The sequence below is a fragment of the Shewanella sp. UCD-KL12 genome, assembly GCF_001957125.1.
Lineage (GTDB): Bacteria > Pseudomonadota > Gammaproteobacteria > Enterobacterales > Shewanellaceae > Shewanella.
This window is the reverse complement of the sequence record NZ_MPHJ01000001.1, coordinates 865,212-891,978: the sequence shown is the minus strand read 5'-3', so window position 1 is coordinate 891,978 and position 26,767 is coordinate 865,212. Positions and strand designations below refer to the sequence as shown.

The window sequence follows — 26,767 nt, the reverse complement described above, 5'->3', positions numbered from 1 at the left end:
TAACCAACAAGCCAGAACGTATTAAAGTACAGCTTCCAGAAGGGCTAAATCATCTTGAAGTGGTTTCTGCCAAGGGATGGTGGAAGTAGCAGCTAGTAGGCCTTGCTACTGAATCACCTATGACGCTAATCAGCTATAATTGTTCAGTTTTAGCTAGAGTAACGGTTACTTAATTTAGCGGGTAAGTATTAACATAAAAGGAGCCTAAGGCTCCTTTTATGTTTACTAAGCATAACTTTCTAATAAGCGCTATATGTCGGCTAGCGCTGCTCAGTATCAAACCTTTATTGACACTGCAGAACGACTAACTGCACGGCGCCAAGCGAAACGCTTATGGGTATTAAGTAAAGGATAAGCTATCGGCCCCATAACCAAGCCCAAAAAAGTCCAGCGTTTTACTCCAAGACCTGCCTGAAAAGCCAAGTTTCCCATGATCACTGCAGATATTAAAAGTATTGAAACGGTAACCAGTTCAGGGGCGAACTCAAATACTAAAGCTGTCACTTTACGATAACCTCATATCAAAACAGAGATGACTTCACCTCTAGATAACTACAGAAAGCTATCTCACCTCACTTTATACTCGAAGTTTCACGACTTAAAATAAGGTTCAACACAGCTCAAAACGGCTGCATTGTACAAAAAACAACATAAGTTGTGAACACTTTTCAGGCAGTAACTTTCCTCTCAATAACGAAACACCGGACAAATGTTGCCACATTGTTAAATCGAAATGGTGCATTCATGGAGATCTACGTTAAAATTAGCTAAAAAAATAGCCTTTAAAAGGCTATTTTTGATATTGAAGCTCTCAGTCCACTTTGAATTTAATCAAAGAATCGCTGATTATTTTCAGCCATCTCTTTTAACTTAACGCTTGGCGTGAATCTATCACCAAACTTTGCCTGATACTTTTCAAGCTTTTCTACTAAGTTAGCAGCACCTAGCGAATCAATGTAATGGAAAGGACCACCGAGAAATGGCGGGAAACCAATACCGAAAATCGCACCTATGTCACCATCTCTTGGAGAAGCAATAATGCCCTCCTCTAAACAACGCACCGCTTCATTAAGCATTTGCACCACGCAACGTTCTGCTACTTCAGAAAGATCGCTAGTCGCACTAGGAGTAAGCCCAAGCAGTTTATAAACGCTTTCATCAACTTGTTTTGCTTTTTTCTTCGACTTATTGCCATAGAGGTAGAAGCCTTTACCGTTCTTGCGCCCTTTTCTATCATCAGCAAGTAACTTATCAAACGCCGCAGGCGCCTTGAATCGTTCACCGAGTTCAGACTCTAGAATTGGTGATATCTTAGCCCCTACGTCAATACCGACTTCATCAAGTAAAGTCATCGGACCTACAGGGAAACCAAACTTTACTAACGCTTTATCTAGGTGCTCTACACTTTTGCCCTCTAACAATAATTGTGCGGCTTCATTCATATAAAGCGCCAATATACGGTTTACATAAAAACCAGCACCGTCTTGTACAACAATCGGTGTTTTACCTTGTTTACGAGCAAAAGCAACTGTAGTCGCAATAGTTTGAGCAGACGTCTTTTCATGGGCAATCACTTCTACCAGCGGCATCTTCTCAACAGGAGAGAAGTAATGCAGTCCAATCACATTTTCAGGACGAGACGCAGCTTCTGCTATCTGGGAGATGGGCAGTGACGAAGTGTTCGACGCAAAAATAGTATGTTCACCACACTCTCTTTCAACATCTTTAACCATTTGATGCTTAAGATTAAGATCTTCAAATACCGCTTCAACAACAATATCGGCATCTTTAATCCCTTTATATTCAGTTGTTGTCGTCATCAAGGACATTAGGTTATCTCTAACCGCAGGTGTCATATGACGTCGCTTCACACCTTTATCGAGTAATTTATAGGCATAAGAAAGTGCATTACTCAGACCTTGCTCACTGATATCTTTCACTCGTGCAGGGATCTTAGCTTTCGTTGTTGTAACAGAAGCTATCCCCCCACCCATAAGCCCACCGCCGAGCACCATAGTTTTTCTAACTTGCAGTGGCTCAACATCGCCAGCACCAGTCTCCTTTTTCATCTCTGTGGTCGCAAAGAAGATACTTCTCAGAGAAGCTGATTCTGTTGTCATTACGAGATCGGCAAAGTGACTTGCCTCGACCTCTAAACCTTTAGTTATGCCTTTCGCCATCCCTTGACGTACGCAATCAATAATTTTTGCAGGCGCAGGATAATTTCCTTGGGTTTTCTTTTGAACTTGTTTTCCAGCCTGATCAAAAATGATGTTACGCCCAACAGGTGTGCCTTCAAGCAACTTATTGACCAGTGACTTTTTAACTTTTTTGGCTGGGCGCTTACCCGCTAATGCCATCTCAATGGCTGTAGCTAATAGTATTGACTCAGGCACAACATCATTAACTAACCCCATTTTTAATGCTTGTTTTGGACGAACCTGTTTACCTGTTAGCATCAAATCTAATGCAGTTGCGATACCCACCAATCTTGGCAATCTTTGGGTACCACCTCCACCTGGTAGCAAGCCTAACTGAACTTCAGGCACTCCCATCATGGTTTTACTGCTGTCACTACACACTCGCTGATGACACGCTAGTGCCAACTCAAGCCCACCGCCTAAGCAAACCCCATCAATGGCGGCGACCACAGGGATCTTTAATGCTTCAAGTTCATTAAAAACAACATGTCCCTGCTGAGATAGTGTTTTAGCATCTGCCGCAGATTGGCAAGCATCAAGCATAGAGATATCTGCACCAGCAACAAAACAGCCCTTTTTCCCCGAGGCTAATACTAAACCTCTGATACTCGAGTCAGCTTTAATCTCTGCCAACACTTCAGTGATCTCAGGACCAAACTCTGACCTTAGGGTATTCATGGATTCGCCAGGTACATCCATGGTCAATATCGCAATACCGTCTTCTCGACGTGCTAAATTAAATGTCTTTTCCATGATGATCACTCCACTTCAACTATCATTGCTGCACCTAAACCACCGGCTGCACAGGCTGTTGTAAGTCCTGTCCCCCCCCCTCTTCGCTTTAGCTCTCGACAAACTTGAGTGATCAATCGAGTTCCGGTCGCCGCAAAAGGGTGCCCATAGGCTAACGAACCGCCCAATACATTAAACTTACTCATATCAATCTCACCAATGGCACGGGAGCGACCAAGTTTCTCTTCGGCAAACTTTTTCGAACCAAACATCTGCATATTAGCCAGCGTTTGAGCGGCAAAAGCTTCATGCATCTCTATCAAGTCCAGATCTTCAAGCTCCATGCCCGCACGCTGCAATGCTAACGGCGTTGCATATGATGGACCCATTAACATATCTTCCCAGACATCTATGGCACTGAACGCATAGCTCTTAATATATCCAATAGGATCATAGCCAAGGGCTTTAGCACGACTCTCGCTCATCATAAGTACAGCAGAAGCACCATCAGTTAACGGCGTACTTGTCGCCGCTGTCACGCTACCATGTTTACGATCAAAAGCAGGTCTTAGCTTTGCATATGACTCAAGCACTGAGTTTTCACGAATGTTGTTATCACGGTCGATAAAAGCTTTGTAAGGCGGAACATGTGCAGCCATCACCTCATCTTTAAGATGACCTGAATTCCAAGTTTCTGTCGCCAATGTATGAGAGCGATGTGCTAATGCATCTTGATCGGCGCGGCTAATATTATAGGTTTTAGCCATCTGCTCAGCAGTCTGTCCCATAGAGAGACCCGTTGAATATTCAGCAACAGCAGGAGGCACAGGCAGAAGATCTTTAATGCCAAGGCGTCTAAATATCGCCAGTTTTTGGCTAAATGAACGCGCCTTATTGAGATCAACCAATGCATGAGCGAGCTTTTTAGAAACACCAATAGGTAATACAGATGATGAGTCAGCGCCACCAGCGATGCCGATGTCGACATTACCCGTCATGATAGATTCTGCAACATTGACCGTTGACTGGAAGCTAGTTGCACATGCTCGGCTCACGCTATAAGCATCAGTGCTTACATCCATTCCCGTTCCCAGAACAATTTCACGCGCAATATTTGGAGCAGCAGGCATTTGAACCACTTGGCCATAAACCAACTGTTCAATATCTTTTGGATTAACCTCCGAACGAGACAGCAGCTCATTCACTACCATTTTACCCATATCTAACGCCGAAACACCGTGAAACACTGTCGCTTGCTTAGCAAATGGTGTTCTCAACCCCGTCACTATTGCAATACGATCGCCTTTGGCATTCGTTACCTGTTGTCTGTCACTCATTTGCCGCCCTCTTCTTATCCGTCTAGCCATCATTTAGCCGTTAACGATTATTATTCCTTGCCGCTTTTAATCCGCCTGACTGTACTGCTTTTAACAGGTCTGACCATTAAAGTGTGATCTGATTCTAACTTCTTACAAGAAAGTTTTAAACACCTGTTTGGTTTTTAGTCTATAAAAATATTAAAAAACTGTTTGTTAACAATGTTTAATGAATCATTTTTAAATCTATATTGTCCTATAAATGCAGATTAAGCCCATATGAATAGTGACAAACTTGATATCTAGTGCTGTTACACAGAGACAAAATGTGCTTACTTTGTGCCCTAAGGGGTAATTGGTACTAGCCAAACCCTATGGGAATTTTCTACCATGTCGGTGGTCTATACCTAACTAACTTAAAATAAACCGAGTAGCATCATGCCTTTGAGTCGATTTCACGCGTTACGCGAATACCTAAATCAGGTAATTTTGGGACAACCAGTCCTAACAGAGAATTTATTAATAGCCTTGATAGCTGATGGACACTTACTCGTAGAGGGCCCGCCAGGCCTTGCAAAAACTCGAGCAGTCAAAGCACTTTGTGACGGCGTGGAAGGTGACTTTCACCGTATTCAATTTACCCCAGATCTGTTACCAGCCGATTTGACGGGCACTGATATATACCGAGCGCAAACGGCCACATTCGAATTTGAAGCGGGTCCAATTTTTCACAATTTGATCCTAGCCGATGAGATCAACCGAGCGCCGGCTAAAGTGCAATCAGCTTTACTTGAAGCTATGGCTGAAGGCCAGGTAACGGTAGGCAAAAACAGCTACCCGCTACCTGAGATGTTCTTAGTCATGGCAACACAAAACCCCCTTGAGAATGAAGGCACCTACCCGCTTCCTGAAGCTCAACTCGACCGTTTTTTGATGCACTTGAATCTTGACTACCCGAGTGCAGAAACAGAGTTTGAGATCATGCGTATGTCACGCAAGGAAGCGTTGAAACAGGCGGCGCCGGTTGTTGAACCAATCATTCAGAAGGATATTTTTGAAGCTCGAGAAGAGTCTTTAGAGCTCTATCTCGCAGAGCCTTTAGAAAATTATATTGTCGATTTAGTGATGGCAACTCGTCAACCGCAAAAATACAGCGACCAGCTTGCTAACTGGCTAGAATATGGCGTAAGCCCTCGTGCTACGCTTGCATTAGAGCGCTGTGCTCGTGCTCGAGCATGGCTGCAAGAACGCGATTTTGTCTCACCTGAAGACATACAAGCTGTTGCGCCAAACGTGTTACGACATCGATTGCTCCTCAGTTACCAAGCTCAAGCTGAGGGTGTCACTAGCGATCAAGTCATTGACCATATCCTTTCACAAGTTGCGGTGCCTTAAGTGTCTGAGATCTCACTTCCTCTTTTTGCTGATGGGGTCCACCTTAATCAAAAAGAGCTATTAGCTTGTCAAAATATTGCCCGAGCACTTCCAGAGAAGCGCTCAAAAGCTCGTGCAAGCCTAGCGGGTCACCGTGCGAGCTTAATCAAAGGGCGAGGTATGGAGTTTGCCGAGGTTCGTCATTACCAGCCTGGTGACGATGTCAGAACTATCGACTGGCGGGTTACCGCCCGTACAGGAAAAGCCCATACCAAACTTTTTGTTGAAGAGAGAGAAAGACCCGTTCTCATACTTCTCGATCTCAGCCATAGCCTCTATTTCGGTTCAAGCTTACTCCTGCAGTCAGTCCAAGCTGCGCACTTAGCAACGACGCTAGGTTGGAGCGCTATTCTTCATAGCGACAGGCTTGGAGCACTCATCGCTACCGAAAACGAGCACATTGAGTTAAAGCCTCGAAGTCGACAGAAAGGGATTTTACAACTTATCTCAGCTGTCGAAAAAGTACATCAACAACAACTTAATCACATTACAGAGCACCAAGCTGAGCCTGGACATATGTTCAGGGCCTGCCAACGATTAAGAAGAATAGCTAAGCCTGGCTCCCTTATCTGGATTGTTAGCGACGGCAGCAATTTTGATGAGACATGTTTAGCACCATTGTCAGATCTTAAACGTCACTGTGATATGGGCGCATTTTTAGTTACCGATCCGCTTAGGCAAGGTCAACTTAAGCTACCTAAACAGTTCCAGCTCCCTGTAAAAGAGGGAAACAAGGAGCTTATGCTCAATCGCTCAGGTTACGATGGCTGGCTAAAGAAGCAACGCCACACTCAACAAGCGTTTATTGAGATGATGCACAAACTCAATGTGCAAACCCGTGAAGTTGATGCCGGTAAATCTTTAAACGATCAAATTGGAGCCTTAAGGTAATGACACCAACGGCTAATCCAGCACTCGAAGCATTAAAAGATATTCAAGCTCCCGAAGCAATCAGCAACTTGCCTATTGCTGCAGGGTATTGGTTTGTTATGTTTGTCGTTTTAGGTGCAATTGTCGCTGCGGCTTTCAAGCTCAAACAGCATAGAAAACACAACGCAGCGAAACGTGAAGTGATATCCCAGTTGCAAGCTTTGCCCATCCCATCAGATGCATCTGCAGATTTCTCAATCCAAATTAATAGTTTAATAAAGCGTGCTGCCATGAGTTATTTATCTAGGGAACAGGTCGCTGGACTTCAAGGTGATGCTTGGCATCTGTGGATGTCAAACCAAGTCAAAAATCCTGATACACGTTTAAAGGCCCTACTTGATAGGCGATATCAAAGAGAGGCACTTTCAACTGATGAGGCGATGGAGCTTAAAGACTTAGCCCTTACTTGGCTACAACAAGCACTGCCCATCAAAGAACAAAAGCCAAACTCCAACCAACAGGAGGCCAAATGCTAACGCTTGAATGGATATGGCTACTCTTGTTACTGCCTTTACCACTGATATTCAGAAAACAGCAACAACAGGTCGAAATCACTGGCCACCTGCACCTCCCTGGTGTCGGTGATAATGCGAGTCAACAGGTGAAACATCAACCACACTCTCGCAAAGCCTATTGGTTGGTCTGGGTACTGCTAGTTATCGCAGTGGCTCGCCCTCTTTGGGTTGGTGACCCCATAGAGTTGCCAAGTAAGGGACGCGATCTGATGATGGCTGTTGACCTTTCTGGCAGTATGCAGATTGAAGATATGGTCCTCAATGGCAAGGCTGTTGATCGTTTCACCATGATCCAGCATGTAGTCAGTGACTTCATTGAGCGCCGTAAAGGTGACAAATTAGGCTTGATATTGTTTGCTGATCACGCCTATTTACAAGCACCATTAACGCAAGATCGACGCTCAGTTTCACAGTTTCTACAAGAAGCGCAAATAGGCTTAGTGGGCAAACAGACCGCGATAGGCGAAGCTATCGCGCTTGGGGTTAAACGCTTTGACATGGTCGAAGAAAGTAACCGCATCTTAGTACTGCTCACAGATGGCTCAAATAACTCAGGTTCAATATCGCCAGAACAAGCTGCCGCTATCGCAGCTAAACGCGGCGTAAAAATCTACTCCATTGGAGTAGGTGCTGATGTGATGGAAAGACGCTCCATCTTCGGTACAGAGAGAGTTAACCCCTCTATGGATCTTGATGAAGCTCAGCTAACCTCACTGGCGAAAACAACCGGGGGCCAATATTTCCGAGCAAGAAACTCTGAAGAGCTTGAGCTTATCTACCAAGAGATCGACAAGCTAGAACCTATCAGTCGTGATCAGCTGAGTTACCGGCCTCAAGTGGAACTATTTTATCTACCTCTGTGTGTCGCTTTAATCATAAGTATTCTTATCGCTCTTGCACAATTGCCATTTTTTAGTCGTCCATTACAGAGACTAACTGCTCGTCGAGGAAACAGTTAACCATGCATTTTATTCGTCCAGAATGGTTTTTTGCCCTCTTGCCGCTCGCTTTGCTCATCATTATTTTATGGCGAAGCGAACGTCAAAACTCTACTTGGAATCGCTTTATTGCGCCCCACCTTGCCAGTCTATTAGTGACAAAAACCAACGAGGTAAAACGTAGTAAACTCGGCTATCTTGCCTTAACTTGGTTTATAGCAGTGCTCGCGCTGTCGGGGCTTGCGCTAACTAAGCAGTCACTACCTGTGTTCGAAGCCGCTCAAGGCCGAGTTCTGGTGATGGATATGTCGCTATCTATGTATGCGACGGATCAATCGCCTAATCGTTTGTCACAATCGAAGTTTAAAGCCACTGATCTTATTAGCGAACTGACCGAGGGAGAAACTGGCCTCATCGCTTATGCAGGAGATGCTTTTACCATCAGCCCTTTAACACGTGATAGAGCAACCTTACTTAACTTACTGCCTACATTGACGCCTGACATTATGCCTGTGCGAGGCTCTAACCTTGTTGCAGCACTTGAACGCAGCAAGCACTTGCTGGCACAAGGTGGTCATATTCGCGGTGATATCTTATTACTCACTGACGGTGTTTCTACCACTCAGATGAGTGAGGCAAAGGCAGTATTAAAAGGCACCCAATACCGCTTAGCCATTCTTGCATTTGGTAGTGAACAAGGCTCCCCAATACGTCTGGCAGATGGGCAACTGCTTCGCGATAATGCCAATCAAGTTGTTGTCGCTAAAACTAACTACAACTTACTCAGTGAGCTATCTCAAGCCAGTGACGGTGTCTTAGTGCCATTTCAAAGCAGTGGTCAAGATCTTGAGCAGTTGAAAAGCTGGCTTGCAACAACTGGTGACACCAAAGCGACTGAACTAGACGGTGAAGTCTGGCAAGATACTGGCCCCTATATCGCACTACTTTTGTTGCTCCCCGTACTGTTAAGTTTCAGGCATGGGCTAGTTGCAGCACTTGCGCTGTTTGTTATCTATATCCCTCAGCCAGTTCAGGCCTCAACATGGGACAACTTATGGAAAACTCAAGATCAACAAGCCATGCAGGCCTATCGCTCTGAAGACTATGAGAAGGCATCAAAAACCTTCAACTCCCCTCAGTGGCAAGCAAGTGCACACTATAAAGCAGGTCAATTTGAAGAAGCTTTAGCACTGTTTGAACAAGATAATTCAGCTACAGGGCTTTATAACCAAGCTAATACTTTGATGCAGCAAGGGTTATATGAAGAGGCAATCAAGCGCTATGAAGCCTCACTGCAACAAGCTCCTGAGTTTACACAAGCCCAGGCTAACCTTGAGCTAGCCAAAAAACTCGCCCAGCAACAGCAAGAAAGCTCAGATGAAAATCAATCTGAGCAAGATAAATCTAATCAAGACCCATCTTCTAATGAGGATGACTCAGATAAAAGTGATGATAATAGCGATCAAGATAAAAGCGCTGATCAACAAGATAGCTCAAATCAAAATAAGGATGCTGGCCAAGACCAACAATCACAGCAACAAGGTGATGAGAGCAATCAGCAGCAAGATTCAAACGAAAATCAATCATCTGAACCAGAAAAGTCACAACAAGATGATAAAGATGATCAACCAAATAATGATGCACAGATGCAAGCTGATCCTGAGCAGCAATCAGATAAAGAGAAGCAAGAACAAGCTGAAGCTCAAAACCAAGGTGCCGATCAACAAGAGCAGCAAGAGGAACAAAGAGAACAGCAAGCAGCGAGTCAACAAGCTGAGTCTAACAATGATGAGCAAAATGAACAGCCATCACAGGCAACACCAGAATCGGCTCAAATGAGTGAAGGCCCTCAAGACCTCCCCCCTGAAATGGAGAGAGCTTTACGATCGCTCAATGATGACCCTCAGGTATTACTGAGAAATAAGATGCAACTCGAATATCAAAAACGTGCCAGACAGAATGTAAATTCAAAGGATCAACAGCAATGGTAGTTTCCAAACGCCTTATTTTCGCGTTACTCACGCTTCTATTTTCATTTCCAACCTTTGCTATCACGAGCTTGGAGACCTCAATTGACAGAAACCCAGCTGTAGAAGGTGAATACCTTGTACTCACAATCAATGCAGATGATGATATCAAGACCTCTAAACTTGATACCTCTGCCCTGCTAAAGGATTTTATTGTTGGCCGAACGAGTGTCAGTAGAAGCACACAGATCGTCAATTTTGATTCTAAAAAAATGACGCGCTGGCAAGTACTGCTAGCACCAAAGCATACAGGCAACATCACCATACCAGCACTAACCATAGACGGTGTCAGCTCCAAGCCTATCACCTTAAATGTGGTCACTTCCGGCAGCCAACCAGAGCAGATGAAAAACCTGTTTATACGCACAAGTTTATCAACCGATGAAGCTTATGTAGGCCAACTTATAACCTACAAGGTCAAACTCTTTTTAGCCGTAGATCTACAACGTGGTGTGCTTAGTGCCCCTACATTAGAAGGCGCACTCATTAAACAACTCGGAGAAGATGTCGATACCACGGAGATATTCAATGGTCGTCGATACCGGGTTATTGAGCGTACTTATGGTGTAATAGCCGATCTTCCTGGTGAGCTGACCATAGATGGAACCGGCTTCTCAGGTGATGTGTTGGTTCAAGGGTCTCGTAGAGGCGGCATGTTCTCATTTAATGAAAGCAGACCCATGGAAGCGAAAGCGGCTAAATCCATTCTACATATCAACCCTATTCCAAATGAATATCATGGTGAATGGCTAGTGTCAGATCTCGTTGCCCTTAACGAGGAGTGGCCTGAAGAGACCCAGGAATACCGAGTCGGCGATCCTATCACTCGAACGATTATGCTATTGGCATCAAATACCGATGAAACAAGTTTGCCAGAATTTACAATACCAACACCTGATGGGCTAAAAACTTACCCAGAGAAACCACTGAGAAAAACATTTTTACGTGATAAGCAGCTAGTATCACAGATCACTCAGACCTTAGCGATTGTCCCCACACAACCTGGTACGTATACCCTACCAGCGATCAAAGTGCCGTGGTGGAACCCGCACACTAAACGCCAAGAGGAAGCTAGCCTTCCGGCGAGAAGCATTGAAGTGTTAGGCTCCAGCGCACAAGAGGTAAATTTGCCTCAAATGAACATAGAGTCTCACTCAGGTTCCGCTAGCCAGTATTGGATATGGCTGAGCTTTATATTTGCTACGCTTTGGTTGATCACGCTATTCCAGCTAATACGCATCAGCCAAAGAACTAAAAAGTTAGTTATGGCTGAAAGTGAAGCTATGGCGAGTTCTGGACCAAGCGATTCACCTCGCCATGAAGCCCAAAAACAAAGGGCAAAGACTCAGTCTCACCAATCGCTGAGCTCCTTAGCCCTATTAGAGTCAGCCTGCAATGAGCAAGAACCAGGGAAAGTACTGACAGCACTGCAGGTATATTTTAGTGAGCAATATACTAAACCTATGAGCTTAAGTGATATCGCCGCCCTATCCACGGATCTAAATGCAGCAATATCACAACTACAGGTAGGTGCATTTAGCAAAGAAAAGGCTCCGCTGGATTATCACAAGCTTCTAATAGCGGTAAAGTCTATTTCAATAAAAACGAAGGCAACAACCACATCTGCTTTGGTCTCTCTCAACCCAAAGTAATATAACAGGGCAAGAAGTTAACAAATTGTGTTAACTTCTTGCCATTCCAAACGAGCAGGTTAAGCTAGCCATAATTGTGGTTTAACGAGCACTTCTAAAAAATGTTTAATCGCTTGCGAAATAAAAAAGCTGGTTCCTCGGTCAATTCTGACATGCTAAGTAAACAAAGACGATACGACAGCCTTGTCAGGGCACTCCATGCTGACATTTTCCGCTACGCCTATTGGTTATGCGGAGATAAGCACATTGCGGAGGATGTCACTCAGGAAACGTTCCTTAGAGCATGGCGCTCTCTTGAGTCATTAAAAGATGATAAAGCCGCTAAAGCTTGGCTTATCACTATTGTGAGAAGAGAGAATGCGCGACGCTTTGAAAGAAAGCAGTTTGATTATTCAGATATTGAACAGGAGCAATTAGAAGATCACTTTTCTAGTAGCACCGAAGAGAATACTGATCAATACCTGATCCGCAAGCAGATTGCTAAATTAGAGATAGAGTATCGAGAGCCTTTGCTTTTACAAGTTATCGGTGGGTTCAGTGGCGAAGAGATTGCAGAGATTTTAGAGTTGAATAGAAATACAGTAATGACACGCCTCTTTCGAGCTCGAAACCAACTTAAAGAACTAATTGAACAACCAAATGTACGAGGTCAATCAAATGGATGAGCTGAAGTTTAGACGCCAGGCCTACGGTGAGCCAAACAACAAGGATGAAGATTTTCTTGCTGCTATGCATGCAGCTCCCGAGCGCGAAGCTTTTGTCAATGATCTAAAGAAATTGGATAGCAAGCTTGAGCAAGCGCTAAAAGTTGATGTTCCAGAGGATTTAGCAGCAAAACTGCTGCTCAACCAACAACTACATCAACACCAAGCGCAAAGACGTAAATCTGGGTTTACCTTAGCTTTAGTCGCTTCTGTCGCCTTTATTGCGGGGATCAGTTTTACCTTGTTAAGAATGTCTCCAGTAGATTTAGGGCAACATGCGCTGACACACGTTTACCATGAGACTGGGGCGCTGACCAGTGATGACAACGTCAGCTTTGATGAAGTGAACTTTCAATTAGCTTCGATGAATTCACTAGGTAGTGCGAAATTCACGCAGCAACCGGGTCAGGTCTACTACAGCACCTTCTGTGATTTTCAAGGCGTAAAGAGCCTTCACCTCGTTATGCAAGGTGAACAAGGAAAAGTCACCCTATTTATTGTCCCTGTTGAGTCTCGCATGGTGCTAGAGCAAAGTTTCGCCGATAACAAGTATAAAGGGTATGGCTTCGAAACCGACAACGCCTACATGTTACTGGTTGGTGAAGATGATAAAGATCTGAGTTACGTAAAGAGAGAGATAGAACAAACATTCATCTAACTGCATAACATCCTGTGGTGAAATCACTTCACCACAGGACCGATCAGACTCACATTTCCAATCTAGATTGGGCTACACATCAAACATCTGCTAGCATGTCGCACACATTTTAAAATAAAAAAAGAATGGCGAAGGCATGAGCATTGAATTACCGATATTAATTACTTTCATCGGCTATCTATCCCTGATGATGGGCATAGGACTTTGGGCATATAAAGCAACTGACTCTGTTGATGACTACATACTCGGTGGTAGAGGTATGGGTCCTGCGGTTACCGCACTCAGTGTTGGCGCATCAGACATGTCAGGCTGGCTACTACTGGGCTTACCCGGTGCAGTATACTTAGGGGGGCTTGGAGAAGCTTGGATCGGCATAGGATTAGTATTCGGTGCTTGGCTAAACTGGCTCTTTGTTGCTAAACGCTTACGTATCTATACCGAGTTCACTGATAACGCACTGACCCTACCCGACTTTTTCGAAAAACGTTTCGAAGATAATAAAGGGATCCTTAAGCTCGTCTCAGCGGTAACCATCTTAATCTTCTTCACCTTCTACGCCTCTTCGGGCATGGTCGGCGGTGCTATCTTGTTTGAGAAAGTGTTCGGTCTAGATTACACCTTAGCCCTATTGATTGGTTCAACAATTATTGTTGCGTACACCTTTGTAGGTGGTTTCTTTGCAGTAAGCTGGACTGACTTCTTTCAAGGTTGCTTAATGTTAGTAGCCTTGCTTATTGTACCTGTTGCTATCTTTAGCCAACCAGAGACACAAAACGGCCTGGATAACATTGACCCAGCAATGCTCTCAATGTTCAGTGAAAGTACCACCTTTATCGGTTTAATCTCACTCTTAGCTTGGGGACTTGGCTATTTTGGTCAGCCACATATTCTATCCCGCTTTATGGCTATAGAAAGCGCTAAAGATATTCCTCTATCACGTCGTATTGCCATGAGCTGGATGCTTGTTGCTTTAGTCGGCGCACTTGCAACAGGGATTGCAGGTAGCTTGTACTTTGCTAATAATCCATTAGAAAATCCTGAAACCGTATTTATTCACTTAGCTCATGCGGCATTTAATCCATGGATAGGCGGATTACTTATCGCAGCTATACTATCTGCAATTATGAGTACTATCGATTCTCAACTGCTAGTGTGCTCGAGTGTGATCACTGAAGATTTCTACAAGAAGTGGCTTCGCCCACAAGCTGACAGTAAAGAACTCATGCTTGTCGGCCGTATCGGTGTGCTCGCTATTGCTATCGTTGCCGGCATTGTCGCACTCAACCCTGAAAGTAGTGTACTTGGCTTAGTCAGTTATGCGTGGGCAGGTTTTGGTGCAGCATTTGGACCTGTAGTGCTTCTGTCACTTTTCTGGAGTGCTTATAGCCGTAACGGCGCAGTAGCAACCATTATTGTTGGTGCCCTCACCGTTGTCATATGGAAACAACTTTCTGGTGGTATTTTTGACCTCTATGAGATCTTACCAGGCTTTGTCTTTGCGACAATAACGGGTGTAATTGTTAGCAAATTATCAGCACCTTCTGATAAGGTTACTGAGCAGTTTAGAGTATTTACTTCAAAACTTTAATCAGTAAAAATAGGCCCTAGCAGCCATCAAAAACAAAAATAGCGTACACTTGTACGCTATTTTTTTAAGTTATTTTCAACCTCACCATTTACAAGCTCATAACCTAAATTCAAATCTTAGAAAATCCTTAAGCAGCCTACAGATAGGTGCTCTAGCTTAAGGTTCAAAAACAGCATCATCTCTAAGTGATTTCAAGCTGATTTAATTAACAAAAATGCAACTGCAAATCCGATCTGGTCGGAGTTGTTGGCGAGAGTTAGCATCCCTACTATGCACTGGTCTAACAAGTATAAAAGGCATCGAGTTCCAAAAAAGCAGACAAAAGCTTTACTCGAAATAGCCGAATTAAACATTACAGAGATGATAATAATGAATAACTTCAACAAGACTTTATTAGCTGTCGCCGTTACGCTTGCAAGTTCACAAGCAATAGCAGCAGGTTTTCAATTAAACAGTCAATCAGCAACAGGTATTGGCCGTGCATTTTCTGGTGACGCAGTGATTGCTGATAATGCATCAGTGCTTTCACGCAACCCAGCTGCTATGGCACTTTTCGATGAAAAGCAGCTTTCTATGGGTCTTACTTACGCTGATGTAGAAGTTCAGGTAAGTGATGTATCACTGGGTGGTTCACCACTTCATTATGGAAATGTTGATGACGCAGCAGAAGCTAAGATCATTCCTAATTTTTATTACGTTAGCCCAGTAAACGATAAGTTTGCTTACGGTGTGGCTATGTTCAGTAACTTCGGTACAGGTACTGATACTACTGAGCTATCAAACAACATCCTAGGTGGTGGCACAATACCTGCTCCTATCGACCTTCTTGGTAAAACAGAAGTAACTACCATCAACTTCAACCTCAGTGCATCATACCGTTTCAATGATCACTTCAGTGTTGGTGCTGGTGTAGATGTCATTTACGGTTCAGGCGTTCTGACACGTGGTGGCGCTGTACCTAACCCACAAGGTGGCGATCCAGTACACATGGATCTAGTCGATGTTGATGCTGATGGCGTAGCTTTTGGCGGAATTGTTGGCGCTGTTTACGAGATAAACTCAGACCACCGTATTGGTGCTAGCTACCGCTTCAGCCCTGATTTCAACGCAACTGGCGATATCAGCATGACAGATCCTGTTGCAGGGCCAATCATGTTTGACGAAATCAACATCCCTATGCCTGATATCTTCCAAGTTGCTGGTTTTCATCAGCTAACAGAGAAGTTTGCTGTTCACTACACAGCTCAGCTAACAACATGGGGTGATTTCCACGAGATAACAGTTCACGATGGAACGATTGGTGGTCAGCCTGTTGCACCTGAAGCAAGTTTAAAAACTTATGCATGGGATGACTCATGGTTATTCAGTGTAGGTGGTACATATACCCTTAATGACAGCTGGACACTGCGTGCAGGTTACATGCATGACCAAGGTGTAGTTGGTGAAATCAGCTCTATCTCAATCCCAGATTCAAACCGTAATTGGTATACAGCGGGTGCAACATACAACCTATCTAAGCAGACTAGCCTAGACTTCGGTATCGCATTTGTACGTGGTGAAGATGTTTCTCTGATTGAAAACAGTGCAATTGTTGGTGATATTCATGCAACAACTCGCTCTGACGCGACATACTACTCTATGCAGTATAACTACAAGTTCTAAACTAACTTGTAGCTAGTCAATGAAAAGCCGCACTCGTGCGGCTTTTTTATGTTCAAACAAAACCTCTACACTAGAGACAATTAAGATTTCTTCACTAGATTTCAATAACAAAACAAATCTATACTGATTATTCAAACTTCCCTCTGGCGCCGTATTACTATGACTAAAAACAACCTGACAAGTGCATTTACTTTAGGGGCTCTACTCTGCCTTGGCTTAGTGCTGTTGGGCTACAGCTTAGGAAGTAGCCTCATTGAAATGAAGTCAATGGAAAGAACCGTTACCGTGAAGGGCTTAGCAGAGCAAGAGGTTAAAGCTAATATCGCTATTTGGCCAATTCGATTTACCGAGTTAGATAACGATCTGTCTACCTTATACCAAACAGTACAAGAGCAAACAGATAAGGTGGTTTCCTTCTTACTCAAACAAGGCTTCACCCAAGATGAAATATCAAGTTCACTTCCCTCAATCGAAGATAGACAGGCTCAGGGTTATGTGGACCCTAATGTGAAGTATCGCTATGCAGCCAAAGTCACCATCTCAATCTATACAAAGCGAGTCGATCTGTTATTAGGCAGCCGCAAAAATATGCTTGAACTCGCTAAAGAAGGCATTGCTATTTCTAGTCAAGATTACAACAGCCGAACAGAGTTTCTATTTACTGAACTCAACGCTGTAAAACCGGATATGGTACAAGCAGCAACCACTAATGCTAGGCAGATAGCCGATAAATTTGCCCAAGATTCAGATTCAGTGCTTGGCAAGATAAAAAATGCATCTCAAGGACAGTTCAGCATCTCTGATAGAGACAGCAACACGCCGTATATCAAACGCGTGCGGGTCGTTTCTACACTAACCTATTACCTCAAAGATTAAGTCAAAGTCTGTCTCAAAGAATATGGCGCTATGAGTCACTTTGTAAAATGGGTGAGCTCGCTTTGGCTCAACCTCAAGCACTTGAAGCCGTTCCCACATTTACCCAACGCGGCCCGAACGTTATACTGATTAATACAAACTAAAAAGAGCACGATTATAAATAAAGGAAATAACTGTGAACAATCAGATAAATGTCGTCCGAAAGAGCATCCAACATCAAAGCTATATGGTTATCTTCGCAATATTGAGTCTACTGATGACTCAATTCGCTTTTGCTGCAGATAAAGATGCGAAAGTTGCTTGGGATAAAATAGATGCAGGCGCTATGGTCGTCGATGTAAGAACGGCTGAAGAGTTTGCAGCAGGTCATTTGAAAAACGCCATCAATATTCCTTTTGAAGAGATAGCAACTGAATTTAAAAAACGAGCGATCGCTGCAGATACATCTGTGGTCCTCTATTGCCGTAGTGGCAGACGTAGCGGTATCGCTTTCGATGCCTTAGTCTCTGAAGGATATACTAACAGCTATAATGGCGGCGGCTTTCAAACCTTAAGTCAGTTCAAGCAAGCCAAATAAGTGCTACTCATTTAGCATGAAAGATAACTCGGTTAAACGTACCAGCCGAGTTATCGAGCTTAATTTCACTCCATAAGCTTGATTGAGCAAAATCCATGACTTAACCCTCGCTGCCAGCCTTCATCGCTAAGCCTTCATGGTTCTCCACTGTGTGGACTTGCTATTTACCCGTTTGGTAAGCCATAACTCCTTCAAGCTCATACAAAATTACAGCATTTAACCCACTAGACATAATAAATATTATCGCCAATCCCTTATCAATCTCACTATTTATATTCCTTTTGGGTATATGCTATAACCAAAAGTGCGGGCACTGTTAGTCATGTTATTCAATAACTTACAACAAAAACGTCATAATCAACTTTTAAAAACCCAAAAAGTATATTGCATACAAAGAGTGGTGAGCTATTGCTATTTCGCATAGCGATGCCAAGTCCCCTGCTTTTTATTGATTTTTTATGGGTTTTAAACGCAATAATTATTCAGTAAAGTTTTCCTTACCCACCTAAGATACAAATAGACACACTTGTTAACATTAATTTTACACGCGTCCCACAACTAGATACATTCGCTATCGAGTAACCGGTATTTTTTAGTTTCAACTAAAAAGCCATCTAATAATAATGATTAATGCTAATTAACATGGAAGACAATTATGACAATAAGCAAAACAACATCTGTTGCACTCAGCTTATCTGCCTTGGCTATCGCCATTTCAGCTAATGTGCAAGCTGCACCGACTTTTACCCCGGAGCTTCAATCAGATATCAAAAACACCTCTCCACTCCCTAAGCGATATATCGTTAAATTCAAGAATCCACAAGCAGATATGAGTATCCAATCTTCATCGGATGAATTGAGTTCGATGAGTTATGAGCCTAGAACCAATGAGGTGTTCTCTCAATTAAGAGCACTCAATAGCGTTTCAGCTAAAGAGATGAAACGAATTGGAAGCAGTAATAGCTATAGTGCAAAATTGGATACTAATAGCATTAAGGCGCTGCGCCTTCGCAGCGATGTTGCTTATGTCGAAGAGGATGTTCAGAGACACTTTCTAAGTGAAACAACACCTTGGGGGCAAACCTACGTCGGCGCTACAAGCATAAGTGATTCAATGGCCGGTAACCGTACCATCTGTATTATTGATTCAGGTTACGATCGCTCACATGGCGATTTGAGTGGTAATAACGTAACTGGCACCAACGATTCAGGCACAGGTAACTGGTTTGAACCTGGTAATAATAACGCCCACGGTACCCATGTTGCAGGTACTATCGCCGCAATTGCTAATAATTCTGGTGTAGTGGGTGTAATGCCAAACCAAACGGCTAATATCCACGTGGTTAAAGTATTTAATGAAGCAGGCTGGGGCTACTCCTCTTCATTAGTCTCTGCAGTCGATACTTGTGTTAACAATGGCGCTAATGTCGTCACTATGTCACTCGGTGGAAGCAGCTCGAGCACCACTGAAAAAAATGCCATGAATGCTCATGAAAGTAATGGTGTGCTGCTAATTGCCGCTGCTGGTAATGCAGGGGATAGCACCCATAGCTATCCTGCATCCTATGATGCTGTGATGTCAGTAGCCGCAGTCGATAGTAATAAAGATCATGCCGCTTTTTCACAATATACTAATCAGGTTGAAATTTCGGGTCCAGGTGAAGCGATTTTATCAACCGTGACATTAGGTGAAGGCCGTTTAGCAAACATCACAATTGGCGGTCAATCTTATTTTGATAACGGAGTGGTGCCTCATAACCGTTATATCAAATCAGGTGCTAATCATGTGATCACGCCTGTAAATGGCAGTGTCACTGGCGAATTGGCTGAGTGTTCAGTATCGGGCAGTTCATTTAACTGTGGTGATATGAACAGCAAGGTCTGTTTAGTTGAACGTGTGGGCAATCAAGGCGCAAGCTACCCTGAGATTGATGTAGTTAAAGCATGTAATTCTGCTGGAGCAAGCGCGGTTATCGTCTACGGTAATACTGAGCTGCCAGGCCTGCAAAACCCATTCTTAGTTGATACAAACAACGAAGCAGCTTTGGTGTCTGTATCGGTTGACCGTGCAACAGGCCAAGCGCTGCAAGCACAAGTCGGCTCAACAGTTACCGTCGCGAATACTGCAAATGAAGATTATGAGTATTACAACGGCACATCTATGGCGACCCCTCATGTATCGGGCGTAGCAACCTTAGTATGGAGCTATCATACAAACTGTAGTGCAGCACAAATTCGTTCAGCGCTGCACGCTACAGCTGAAGATCTTGGTACTGCCGGTCGCGATAATCAAACAGGTTATGGCCTAGTTGATGCGGTAGCAGCCAAAACATACCTAGATGCTTCATGTGATGGTCCTACCGATCCAGGAACTGGCCCTGGTGAGTCAGTACTTGAAAATGGTGTCGCTAAATCTAACTTAAGTGGCGCTAAAAATGACGAGTTACATTTCTCACTTGAAGTGCCAGCTAATGCGACAGATTTAAGCTTTACCATGAGTGGCGGAACGGGAGATGCTGATCTGTATGTTCAATATGGTGCTGCGCCTACCACTGGCAGCTATGACTGCCGTCCATGGAAAGGGGGCAATAATGAGTCATGCCCTATCAGTAATACGCAATCGGGTTCCTATTATGTCATGTTGCAAGGGTACAGTGAATTTAGCGGCGTGAGCTTAGTCGCCAATTACACTGAATCTACTGGCGGTGGCGGTAATACAGGCGGGCCTGCAACTTACAGCAACACCAACAGCTACTCGATCCCTGATAATAACTCAACAGGTATCAGCAGCCCAATTACTGCAACTCGCTCTGGTGACTCAGGCACAGTAACGGTCAGTGTTAACATCAGCCACACCTACATTGGTGATCTGCAAGTTGAGCTACACAGCCCTACAGGTCAGGTCGCTATCTTGCACGATAACTCTGGTAGTGGCACAGATGATATCAATCAAAGTTACAATGTAGACATGACAGGTGTTGAGTCTGCTGGCGATTGGATTTTAAAAGCAGTAGATAGTGCTAGACGAGATACTGGTACGATAAATAGCTGGGAGCTGACATTCCAATAGAATTTATCACCTAGTGGTATAAAGTCACTATTTAGAGGGCGCATGCGCCCTCTTTTCTTATCAGCAGCAAAGCGCACCTGTTCTTTCCTTCAGCTTAAATGATATAATTAATCTATTATCAACTAAGCCAACGAACTTATGACACAAGCAAACAACCCCCTCCACGGAATTAAGTTAGAAGATCTACTCACAGATTTAGTCGATCATTATGGCTGGGAAGAGCTTGGGGCAAGAATTGATATTCGTTGTTTTAATCATGACCCTAGTATTAAATCGAGCTTACGATTTTTGCGCAAAACACTCTGGGCTCGTGAAAAGGTTGAATACCTTTATCTAAAGATGAATAAACTCCCATTGCCAGCAAGAAAGCCAAGAGATGATCATTATCAAGCTAGCGATAAAAGCTTGCGTGCTGCCAGTAACAGATCTAAACCGGCTACAAGCGTCGGTTCTGACACTCGCTCAAACATTGATGAAAACGGCCAGCCGGTAAATGCGAGCATTTGGGGAAAATAGTTTCCTCCATTAAACAGAAAAACGGGATAGACATGACTGCCTATCCCGTTTTTTTATATTTGATTGTTACCCTTTTAACAGATAATCCTCGCCATCTTTAGCTGTGAACAACGTCGCTTCTTGTGAGCGTTTAATATCGCGTTTATGTTCGATATTTAACAAACTGATCCAGTACTCGTGGCCTTCAATTCTAATATCTTCAATATGAGCTTGATCTTTATTACCCGTCTCACCACAGCGGTCAAAACTTAGCTCGACATGAGTGCCATTGTTTCTTAATAAGATAGCTTCAGGCTCACTCTTATGACCATTTAATGCAACAAATTGACCTGAGTCCTTAAGACCTGTGTGCGTGCCGTCTGCAAAAAACATCAGCAACTGCTGGTAATAAACCACATAGCTACGCACATCTTTATGCGAGCCAGTCGCGAGAGGAAATGTACTATCTAGGAACTGTTTTGCATTAGCTATAGTGTCACATTTTTTGACAACTTCAGCTTTGTTCACATTAACAATTCCAGCATTGATAAGGTTTGTAAAGTTCTGCTCGCTGTATTCAGTACTAGTCGTAGATATATCCATAGCCTTATCCTCTCAACTCAATCTCGGGTTATTTTTCTATTATTAACAATCAACTATAAGTTAATGCCTATTCTCTGCATGAACTTAAAAACCATAAAGTCACTTTATTTTCGATTAGGTTTCTTTTTCTGACTGCTTGATTTGTAGTCTAACCAATTTTTTATTACAATTTCACAATTAAAATTTTACAGTGTGAATTTTACAAAATGCGAACAACAAAAAGCTTGATGCGAAAGTCACATTTTCTTGGGACAAAAATCAGAAACCTAAGAAAAAGAAACCACCTTACGATGGAAGATCTCTCCGCTAGATGCGTTAGAGTTGATCCAGAATCTGCCCCTTCTGTTTCATACCTCTCTATGATTGAGAGAGGCAAACGTGTACCGAGTGCAGGCATGCTCGCGGTCATAGCAGCCGTCTTTCAGAAAGAGGTCGATTGGTTTCTCGACGATGTACCAGAAGATCAAGCCATCACGCCTGAAAAAGGTCGCCGAGGTGGTATTAATGGCATGGCACTCGAACCAAGCTTTTTGTTCTCCAAAGACATTCTACAAATTGCCATTCCAGAGATGTTGTCACAAACAGGTATAACGGGCCGACAGTTTGCTCACCTATTAATCCGCGCACACCAAGAGCACCATCAGAACCATTTTCCAGATCTTGAGCGTGCAGCAGAGGAAGTGGGTCATAAGCGCCTTCCTCTCGCCTTAGAGGATATCTTGGATATAGCCAAAGGAATGGGATTAAAAGTCAAATGGGTTGATCGTACGCCACAAGATGTCACCGACGAAATGGGCGGCACTTCAACTCAACTCGTAACGTCATTTTTTGAACCGCCATCAACCATCTATATCAACAAGCAACTTAAGAACAATCCGACCCGGCTTAAATATGATCTATCAGTGCATATTGGCCATTGCGTGCTACACAATAAAGACGGCTTAAAATCAGTCTTAACGACTGGCCGAAGCCAGGTTAGCACTGAGGTAGACAACACTACGCCACAATCTTCTACCGTTAATGCACAAGATATTCTTCACGCCTGGAGAGACTTTGAGTCCAGCTTCTTTGCTGGTGCCCTGCTTTGCCCTAAAGTCCCCTTTAGACAGCTTTTAGACCGACATGGTTATGAGATAAATGTCCATAACCAGGTTGATGTATCAGCCTCTGTCGCTATGCGCCGTATGACAGTGGTTTCTCCCTACCCTCATTGGCACTATTTTGATGCCTATGCGCCAGGCAAACTCAAGGCTGTATACCGAGGTAATGGCATACCTCTTCCTTGGGGAAATATGCGATTAGTACAGGATCCATGCCAGCACTGGGCAGTATTTAGAAAGATAAACGAAGCATCTACAAACTCATCGGCCCAACTCTCTATTCTCAATGTCGATGGTGAGCCAAGAATTTACTGCTGTGAGTCGGTGAAGGTCAAAGATATGGCGAGTCAGAACCATGTTTTATGTGCAGGCATTGATCTCAACCCAGCTATTGAAGCTCAAGGAGAAGACCCCCTCGAAATAGCGTCTGAGTTACAGCAAGCTTGTGTCACACATGGCGGTGAGGCGCCTATTCCTCAACCCATTAAGAAGAAGCTGATGAGCGTAGCTAAAATTCTTAATATCAATTGGGTTGAACGCGGCATAGATACTCAAGCACGATTAATCTGTTCAAGGGGCGCTGTGTGCCCGCGGATGCCAAGTTGCTATGAAGCAGGAAAGTCTCAATGCGATTAATTCGGTAGGTTAGTTTAAAACGGCTATGAGTATACTCGTAGCCGCTTTAGCGCTCTCAGCTAGCAGCATTTTCTGCTAACAATGCTGTCAGTTACTATTTAAAAAAACAGTTTTAGTTTAAGAGACTGAGTGGCTACTGGGCCGCTTTCCTTATGCAGATAGAGTTTGTAACTAACACCTAGCCAATGAGCACTGTGTCGCTCCTTGAACTTAAGTGAAAGCGTTACTAACAGCACTGATAGTTAGATAGGAAATTCAAAGATTAAACGCCAGACCTGTACACCATCGCCTGCACGGACACTGAGTCCCAATCTATCGACCCCCATCCATTCCCACAAAATCGGTTTTGAAAATGCCAACGTGGCGCCCACCTCTAAGCTATTTGAGACGAGAACATCTTCACCAAAGGGAGTCGCAAATCTAAGCTTGTCAAAATACCAATAGCCTGCGGCAAATACCCTAGGCTCGACATCAACACCTAACCAATCCCATCGCCAATGAATATTGGTACCAATATCTATGCCTGACTGCAATGCTGAGTAGGTTTCACTTTGTTCACCATCAAAACTGGCATAGCCTGCAAAAAAAAGTCGATTAACCCACACAGGATCAGACTGTCTTAATTCAAGGTCTAGCAAGCTAGAAACGCCAGCTGAGTATATTGCAACATTGGTTCCCGAGGTAAAGTTGTTACCATAGCCAAGGTCGATATAAGTTTGAAACTCATGATCTTCAGCGGTTTTGACGCGATACTCAATGCCAGGGGTGATCGTCATGGTTCCAACATTATCGGGTAGATCACCTTCAGGCAGATCGCTCCACTTAAAATTGAAAAAACCCAATGATATAGGCGTGCGTAAGACTAAGGATTCAGTTTCATTTTTTTGAATGTCAAAACTGATGGGGATATTAACCACTGTGGCGTTTTGGCCAGAGGTTTTATAGATACCACTCCCCAAATAGTTGGCGAATGCGTAATGAGTAAAATCTTCTTCAGCAAAAGCACTAGCAGAGATTAAAAGTAAAGCGAGACTAACAAAAGACTTCAAAACCATAGATAGAATTTTTTATAATATTTATGGTTTTGAATATAGCGAGAGCGTATTAGAAAATCTACTATTACTCTTTTTCTTCGTCAGAAAAATGGTGCTCTGACATCATATGCCCAAGCTCAGTAGATTTGGTTTTCAGGTATGACTCATTGTAACGATTTTTACCAACCTGAAGAGGAATGCGTTCAGTGACCTCGATACCGAGTTCTTTCATCGCTTTCACTTTGCGAGGATTATTGGTCATCAGCTTCACTTGCTTAATGCCAATCTTCTCTATCATGGGCAAAATCATATCATACTTGCGCATGTCGGCAGCGAAACCAAGCTTCTCATTCGCCTCGACGGTATTTGCGCCCTGATCTTGCAACTCATAAGCTCTTATCTTATTCAGTAAGCCTATGCCGCGACCCTCTTGACGAAGGTAAAGAATAAACCCTTGACCAGCATCTGCTATATTTTGCATCGCTGTTTGCAGTTGAAAACCACAATCGCAGCGCAGGCTGAACAGTGCATCGCCCGTTAAACACTCGGAATGAATTCGCCCAAGAATTGGCTGATCACTGCTAAGCTCACCTAATGTGAGAGCAACATGCTCCTTTCCTGTCTCTGTGTCTTCAAATCCATGCATTGCAAACACACCCCAAGGAGTTGGGAGTTTTGAAGAAGCGATATACTTAATCGACATGAAATAACCTTTAAGACTCTCTTTCCCTGAGATGACTAAAATCCAGAAAAAACAACGAGAAAAACTGTGCCTACAATACGGTAGTCTTATTAACCAACCGATACTTTCTATCTCGCACTGAACGCAGGATTTTATCTGGTTTTACCAGTAAGTGAAATACCATAGCAATTTAATCGGCTATAGATTCATCTATCCATGCATACGTTTCAGTGTAGAGATGAAAGGATACGCCGAGCAACGACAAAATAACTTGAAGCTGCTCACTAAAGAATAATCAAAGTTTTGCCTTTCTACAAAGCAGCGACTTAAAACTCTTTATGTGCGAAACCTGTAACAACCTTAATGCCCATCTCACGGCCAAGCGCCGTCATTGGATGAACCACAACAAGCCCTTTAACAGATTTTTTCAACTTACCCATATCTGCTTGTTCAGCCTTCGTCAGTGGACGATTAAACTTCATGCCAACAACTGTGCCACCTTTCTTACTCAAGTCACGAGTTTGCTGTGCTTTAACACTTGCAATGCGCTTAGTGACGGCGTTGATTTCTTTTTTAAATTGCATCATGACGCCTTTATCACCACGCTTCTCTGCCGCAGCTAATTTACGACGAAACTGGTCTAGCTTGTCGTTAAGTCCATGAAGCTCTTCTTTTAAATTCATGCTCGTGCCTTAAAAATATTCTGTAAAATGCAAAAACAGCCGATAAAAACGGCTGCTTTTTTATAAATTTGAAACTTGATACTGGCATTATACCAGCAAGTCCATCAATACAGTTATCGCTTTTATGTCAGATAGTGAATTAGCTGATTACTACTGCCTCTAAACACTAGGCTGGGATCGGCAAGTTCCTGTTCAAACTTACCATCAACAAGTACATCAACATACTCTATGATCTGCTGCTGCTGAGGCGATAATTCATCTAACAGGTAGCCAGTCCACAGCCAGATATCTTTACCGATACACTCTTGTTTTACGCGCTTAACTAATGCCAATACAGCGCTAAGGTTTTCAGGAAAGAGTGGATCGCCACCAGAGAGGGATAATCCCCTGCGCTTTATGCGCGTATCATTAAGATCGTCAATCACTTGTTGCTGCATCTGCAGATCAAACTTATGCCCATGACAAGGGTTCCACGTTGACTGATTATAACAACCACGGCATTGGTGCTCACAGCCTGAAACGAACAGAGTTGCTCGTGTTCCAGGGCCATTTATCACATCGACAGGAAAGTATTGATGGTAATTCATAGTATTGATGCTCAGAGATAACAATTTTGATGCGAAATTAAAAACAAATAAACGCCAACTAACTGTG

23 protein-coding genes are annotated in these 26,767 nt (G+C 43.5%); 15 read left to right on the top strand and 8 right to left on the bottom strand.

All coding sequences use genetic code 11. From position 1 onward, the window contains the following. Positions 1-276: 276 nt before the first annotated feature. The 3 genes from BM736_RS03795 to fadI form a co-directional block, all read right to left on the bottom strand. Positions 277-504, bottom strand: a complete 228-nt coding sequence (locus BM736_RS03795) for a hypothetical protein (protein WP_076408807.1) — start codon at positions 502-504, stop codon at positions 277-279. 323 nt (positions 505-827) lie between these two features. Beyond that, a complete protein-coding gene (fadJ, locus tag BM736_RS03790) occupies positions 828-2,954 on the bottom strand; it encodes a fatty acid oxidation complex subunit alpha FadJ (protein WP_076408805.1) in 2,127 nt (708 codons plus the stop codon). A 5-nt stretch (positions 2,955-2,959) separates the two neighbouring features. Further along, positions 2,960-4,270 carry an acetyl-CoA C-acyltransferase FadI gene (gene fadI / locus BM736_RS03785; RefSeq protein ID WP_076408803.1) on the bottom strand — a complete coding sequence of 437 codons (1,311 nt, stop codon included), beginning with the start codon at positions 4,268-4,270 and terminating at the stop codon, positions 2,960-2,962. Positions 4,271-4,687: 417 nt separating this feature from the next. Here fadI and BM736_RS03780 point away from each other — a divergent pair, with 417 nt between their 5' ends. The 14 genes from BM736_RS03780 to BM736_RS03715 all read left to right on the top strand — a co-directional run bounded on the left by BM736_RS03780 (position 4,688) and on the right by BM736_RS03715 (position 21,396). Continuing rightward, positions 4,688-5,644 carry a MoxR family ATPase gene (locus tag BM736_RS03780; RefSeq protein ID WP_076408801.1) on the top strand — a complete coding sequence of 319 codons (957 nt, stop codon included), beginning with the start codon at positions 4,688-4,690 and terminating at the stop codon, positions 5,642-5,644. After that, the gene (locus BM736_RS03775) at positions 5,645-6,574 is read left to right on the top strand and encodes a DUF58 domain-containing protein (RefSeq protein ID WP_076408799.1); all 930 of its coding nucleotides are present in this window, start codon (positions 5,645-5,647) and stop codon (positions 6,572-6,574) included. Continuing rightward, positions 6,574-7,089 (top strand): DUF4381 domain-containing protein, encoded by a 516-nt coding sequence (locus BM736_RS03770; RefSeq protein ID WP_076408796.1) that lies wholly within the window; start codon positions 6,574-6,576, stop codon positions 7,087-7,089. The genes BM736_RS03775 and BM736_RS03770 overlap by 1 nt, the downstream gene beginning before the upstream one ends. After that, positions 7,083-8,087: a VWA domain-containing protein gene (locus BM736_RS03765; protein WP_076408794.1), complete on the top strand. Its 1,005-nt coding sequence runs from the start codon at positions 7,083-7,085 to the stop codon at positions 8,085-8,087. Before BM736_RS03770 ends, BM736_RS03765 begins: the two co-directional genes overlap by 7 nt. Before the next feature lie 2 nt (positions 8,088-8,089). Continuing rightward, positions 8,090-10,057 (top strand): VWA domain-containing protein, encoded by a 1,968-nt coding sequence (locus tag BM736_RS03760; RefSeq protein ID WP_076408792.1) that lies wholly within the window; start codon positions 8,090-8,092, stop codon positions 10,055-10,057. Next, on the top strand, positions 10,051-11,745 hold the full coding sequence (locus BM736_RS03755; protein ID WP_076408790.1) for a BatD family protein: 1,695 nt from the start codon (positions 10,051-10,053) through the stop codon (positions 11,743-11,745). The genes BM736_RS03760 and BM736_RS03755 overlap by 7 nt, the downstream gene beginning before the upstream one ends. Before the next feature lie 101 nt (positions 11,746-11,846). Further along, on the top strand, positions 11,847-12,410 hold the full coding sequence (locus BM736_RS03750; protein ID WP_076408787.1) for a sigma-70 family RNA polymerase sigma factor: 564 nt from the start codon (positions 11,847-11,849) through the stop codon (positions 12,408-12,410). Then, positions 12,403-13,107: a DUF3379 domain-containing protein gene (locus BM736_RS03745; RefSeq protein WP_076408784.1), complete on the top strand. Its 705-nt coding sequence runs from the start codon at positions 12,403-12,405 to the stop codon at positions 13,105-13,107. Before BM736_RS03750 ends, BM736_RS03745 begins: the two co-directional genes overlap by 8 nt. A 136-nt stretch (positions 13,108-13,243) precedes the next feature. Beyond that, positions 13,244-14,695 carry a sodium/proline symporter PutP gene (gene putP / locus BM736_RS03740; protein ID WP_076408782.1) on the top strand — a complete coding sequence of 484 codons (1,452 nt, stop codon included), beginning with the start codon at positions 13,244-13,246 and terminating at the stop codon, positions 14,693-14,695. 369 nt (positions 14,696-15,064) lie between these two features. Further along, positions 15,065-16,357 carry an OmpP1/FadL family transporter gene (locus BM736_RS03735; RefSeq protein ID WP_076409892.1) on the top strand — a complete coding sequence of 431 codons (1,293 nt, stop codon included), beginning with the start codon at positions 15,065-15,067 and terminating at the stop codon, positions 16,355-16,357. A 159-nt stretch (positions 16,358-16,516) separates the two neighbouring features. After that, positions 16,517-17,233 carry an SIMPL domain-containing protein gene (locus tag BM736_RS03730; RefSeq protein WP_076408779.1) on the top strand — a complete coding sequence of 239 codons (717 nt, stop codon included), beginning with the start codon at positions 16,517-16,519 and terminating at the stop codon, positions 17,231-17,233. A gap of 226 nt (positions 17,234-17,459) precedes the next feature. Next, on the top strand, positions 17,460-17,810 hold the full coding sequence (locus tag BM736_RS03725; protein ID WP_083699878.1) for a rhodanese-like domain-containing protein: 351 nt from the start codon (positions 17,460-17,462) through the stop codon (positions 17,808-17,810). Between the two features lie 655 nt (positions 17,811-18,465). Further along, positions 18,466-20,880, top strand: a complete 2,415-nt coding sequence (locus tag BM736_RS03720; RefSeq protein WP_076408775.1) for a S8 family serine peptidase — start codon at positions 18,466-18,468, stop codon at positions 20,878-20,880. A 138-nt stretch (positions 20,881-21,018) separates the two neighbouring features. Further along, positions 21,019-21,396 (top strand): VF530 family DNA-binding protein, encoded by a 378-nt coding sequence (locus BM736_RS03715; protein WP_076408772.1) that lies wholly within the window; start codon positions 21,019-21,021, stop codon positions 21,394-21,396. 66 nt (positions 21,397-21,462) lie between these two features. Here BM736_RS03715 and BM736_RS03710 read toward each other — a convergent pair whose 3' ends face one another. Further along, positions 21,463-21,978: a malate synthase gene (locus BM736_RS03710; RefSeq protein ID WP_076408769.1), complete on the bottom strand. Its 516-nt coding sequence runs from the start codon at positions 21,976-21,978 to the stop codon at positions 21,463-21,465. A 206-nt stretch (positions 21,979-22,184) separates the two neighbouring features. On the opposite strand from BM736_RS03710, the gene BM736_RS03705 reads away from it, so the two are divergent. Beyond that, positions 22,185-23,714 carry a DUF3612 domain-containing protein gene (locus tag BM736_RS03705; RefSeq protein WP_076408766.1) on the top strand — a complete coding sequence of 510 codons (1,530 nt, stop codon included), beginning with the start codon at positions 22,185-22,187 and terminating at the stop codon, positions 23,712-23,714. A 242-nt stretch (positions 23,715-23,956) separates the two neighbouring features. Here the strand turns inward: BM736_RS03705 and BM736_RS03700 are convergent, their stop codons facing one another. The 4 genes from BM736_RS03700 to nrdG all read right to left on the bottom strand — a co-directional run bounded on the left by BM736_RS03700 (position 23,957) and on the right by nrdG (position 26,700). After that, the gene (locus BM736_RS03700) at positions 23,957-24,769 is read right to left on the bottom strand and encodes a hypothetical protein (RefSeq protein WP_076408764.1); all 813 of its coding nucleotides are present in this window, start codon (positions 24,767-24,769) and stop codon (positions 23,957-23,959) included. Positions 24,770-24,833: 64 nt separating this feature from the next. Further along, a complete protein-coding gene (gene ribA / locus BM736_RS03695; protein ID WP_076408761.1) occupies positions 24,834-25,451 on the bottom strand; it encodes a GTP cyclohydrolase II in 618 nt (205 codons plus the stop codon). Positions 25,452-25,756: 305 nt separating this feature from the next. After that, a complete protein-coding gene (locus BM736_RS03690; RefSeq protein ID WP_076408759.1) occupies positions 25,757-26,113 on the bottom strand; it encodes a YibL family ribosome-associated protein in 357 nt (118 codons plus the stop codon). A 122-nt stretch (positions 26,114-26,235) separates the two neighbouring features. Then, positions 26,236-26,700 (bottom strand): anaerobic ribonucleoside-triphosphate reductase-activating protein, encoded by a 465-nt coding sequence (nrdG, locus tag BM736_RS03685; protein ID WP_076408756.1) that lies wholly within the window; start codon positions 26,698-26,700, stop codon positions 26,236-26,238. Positions 26,701-26,767 lie beyond the last annotated feature (67 nt).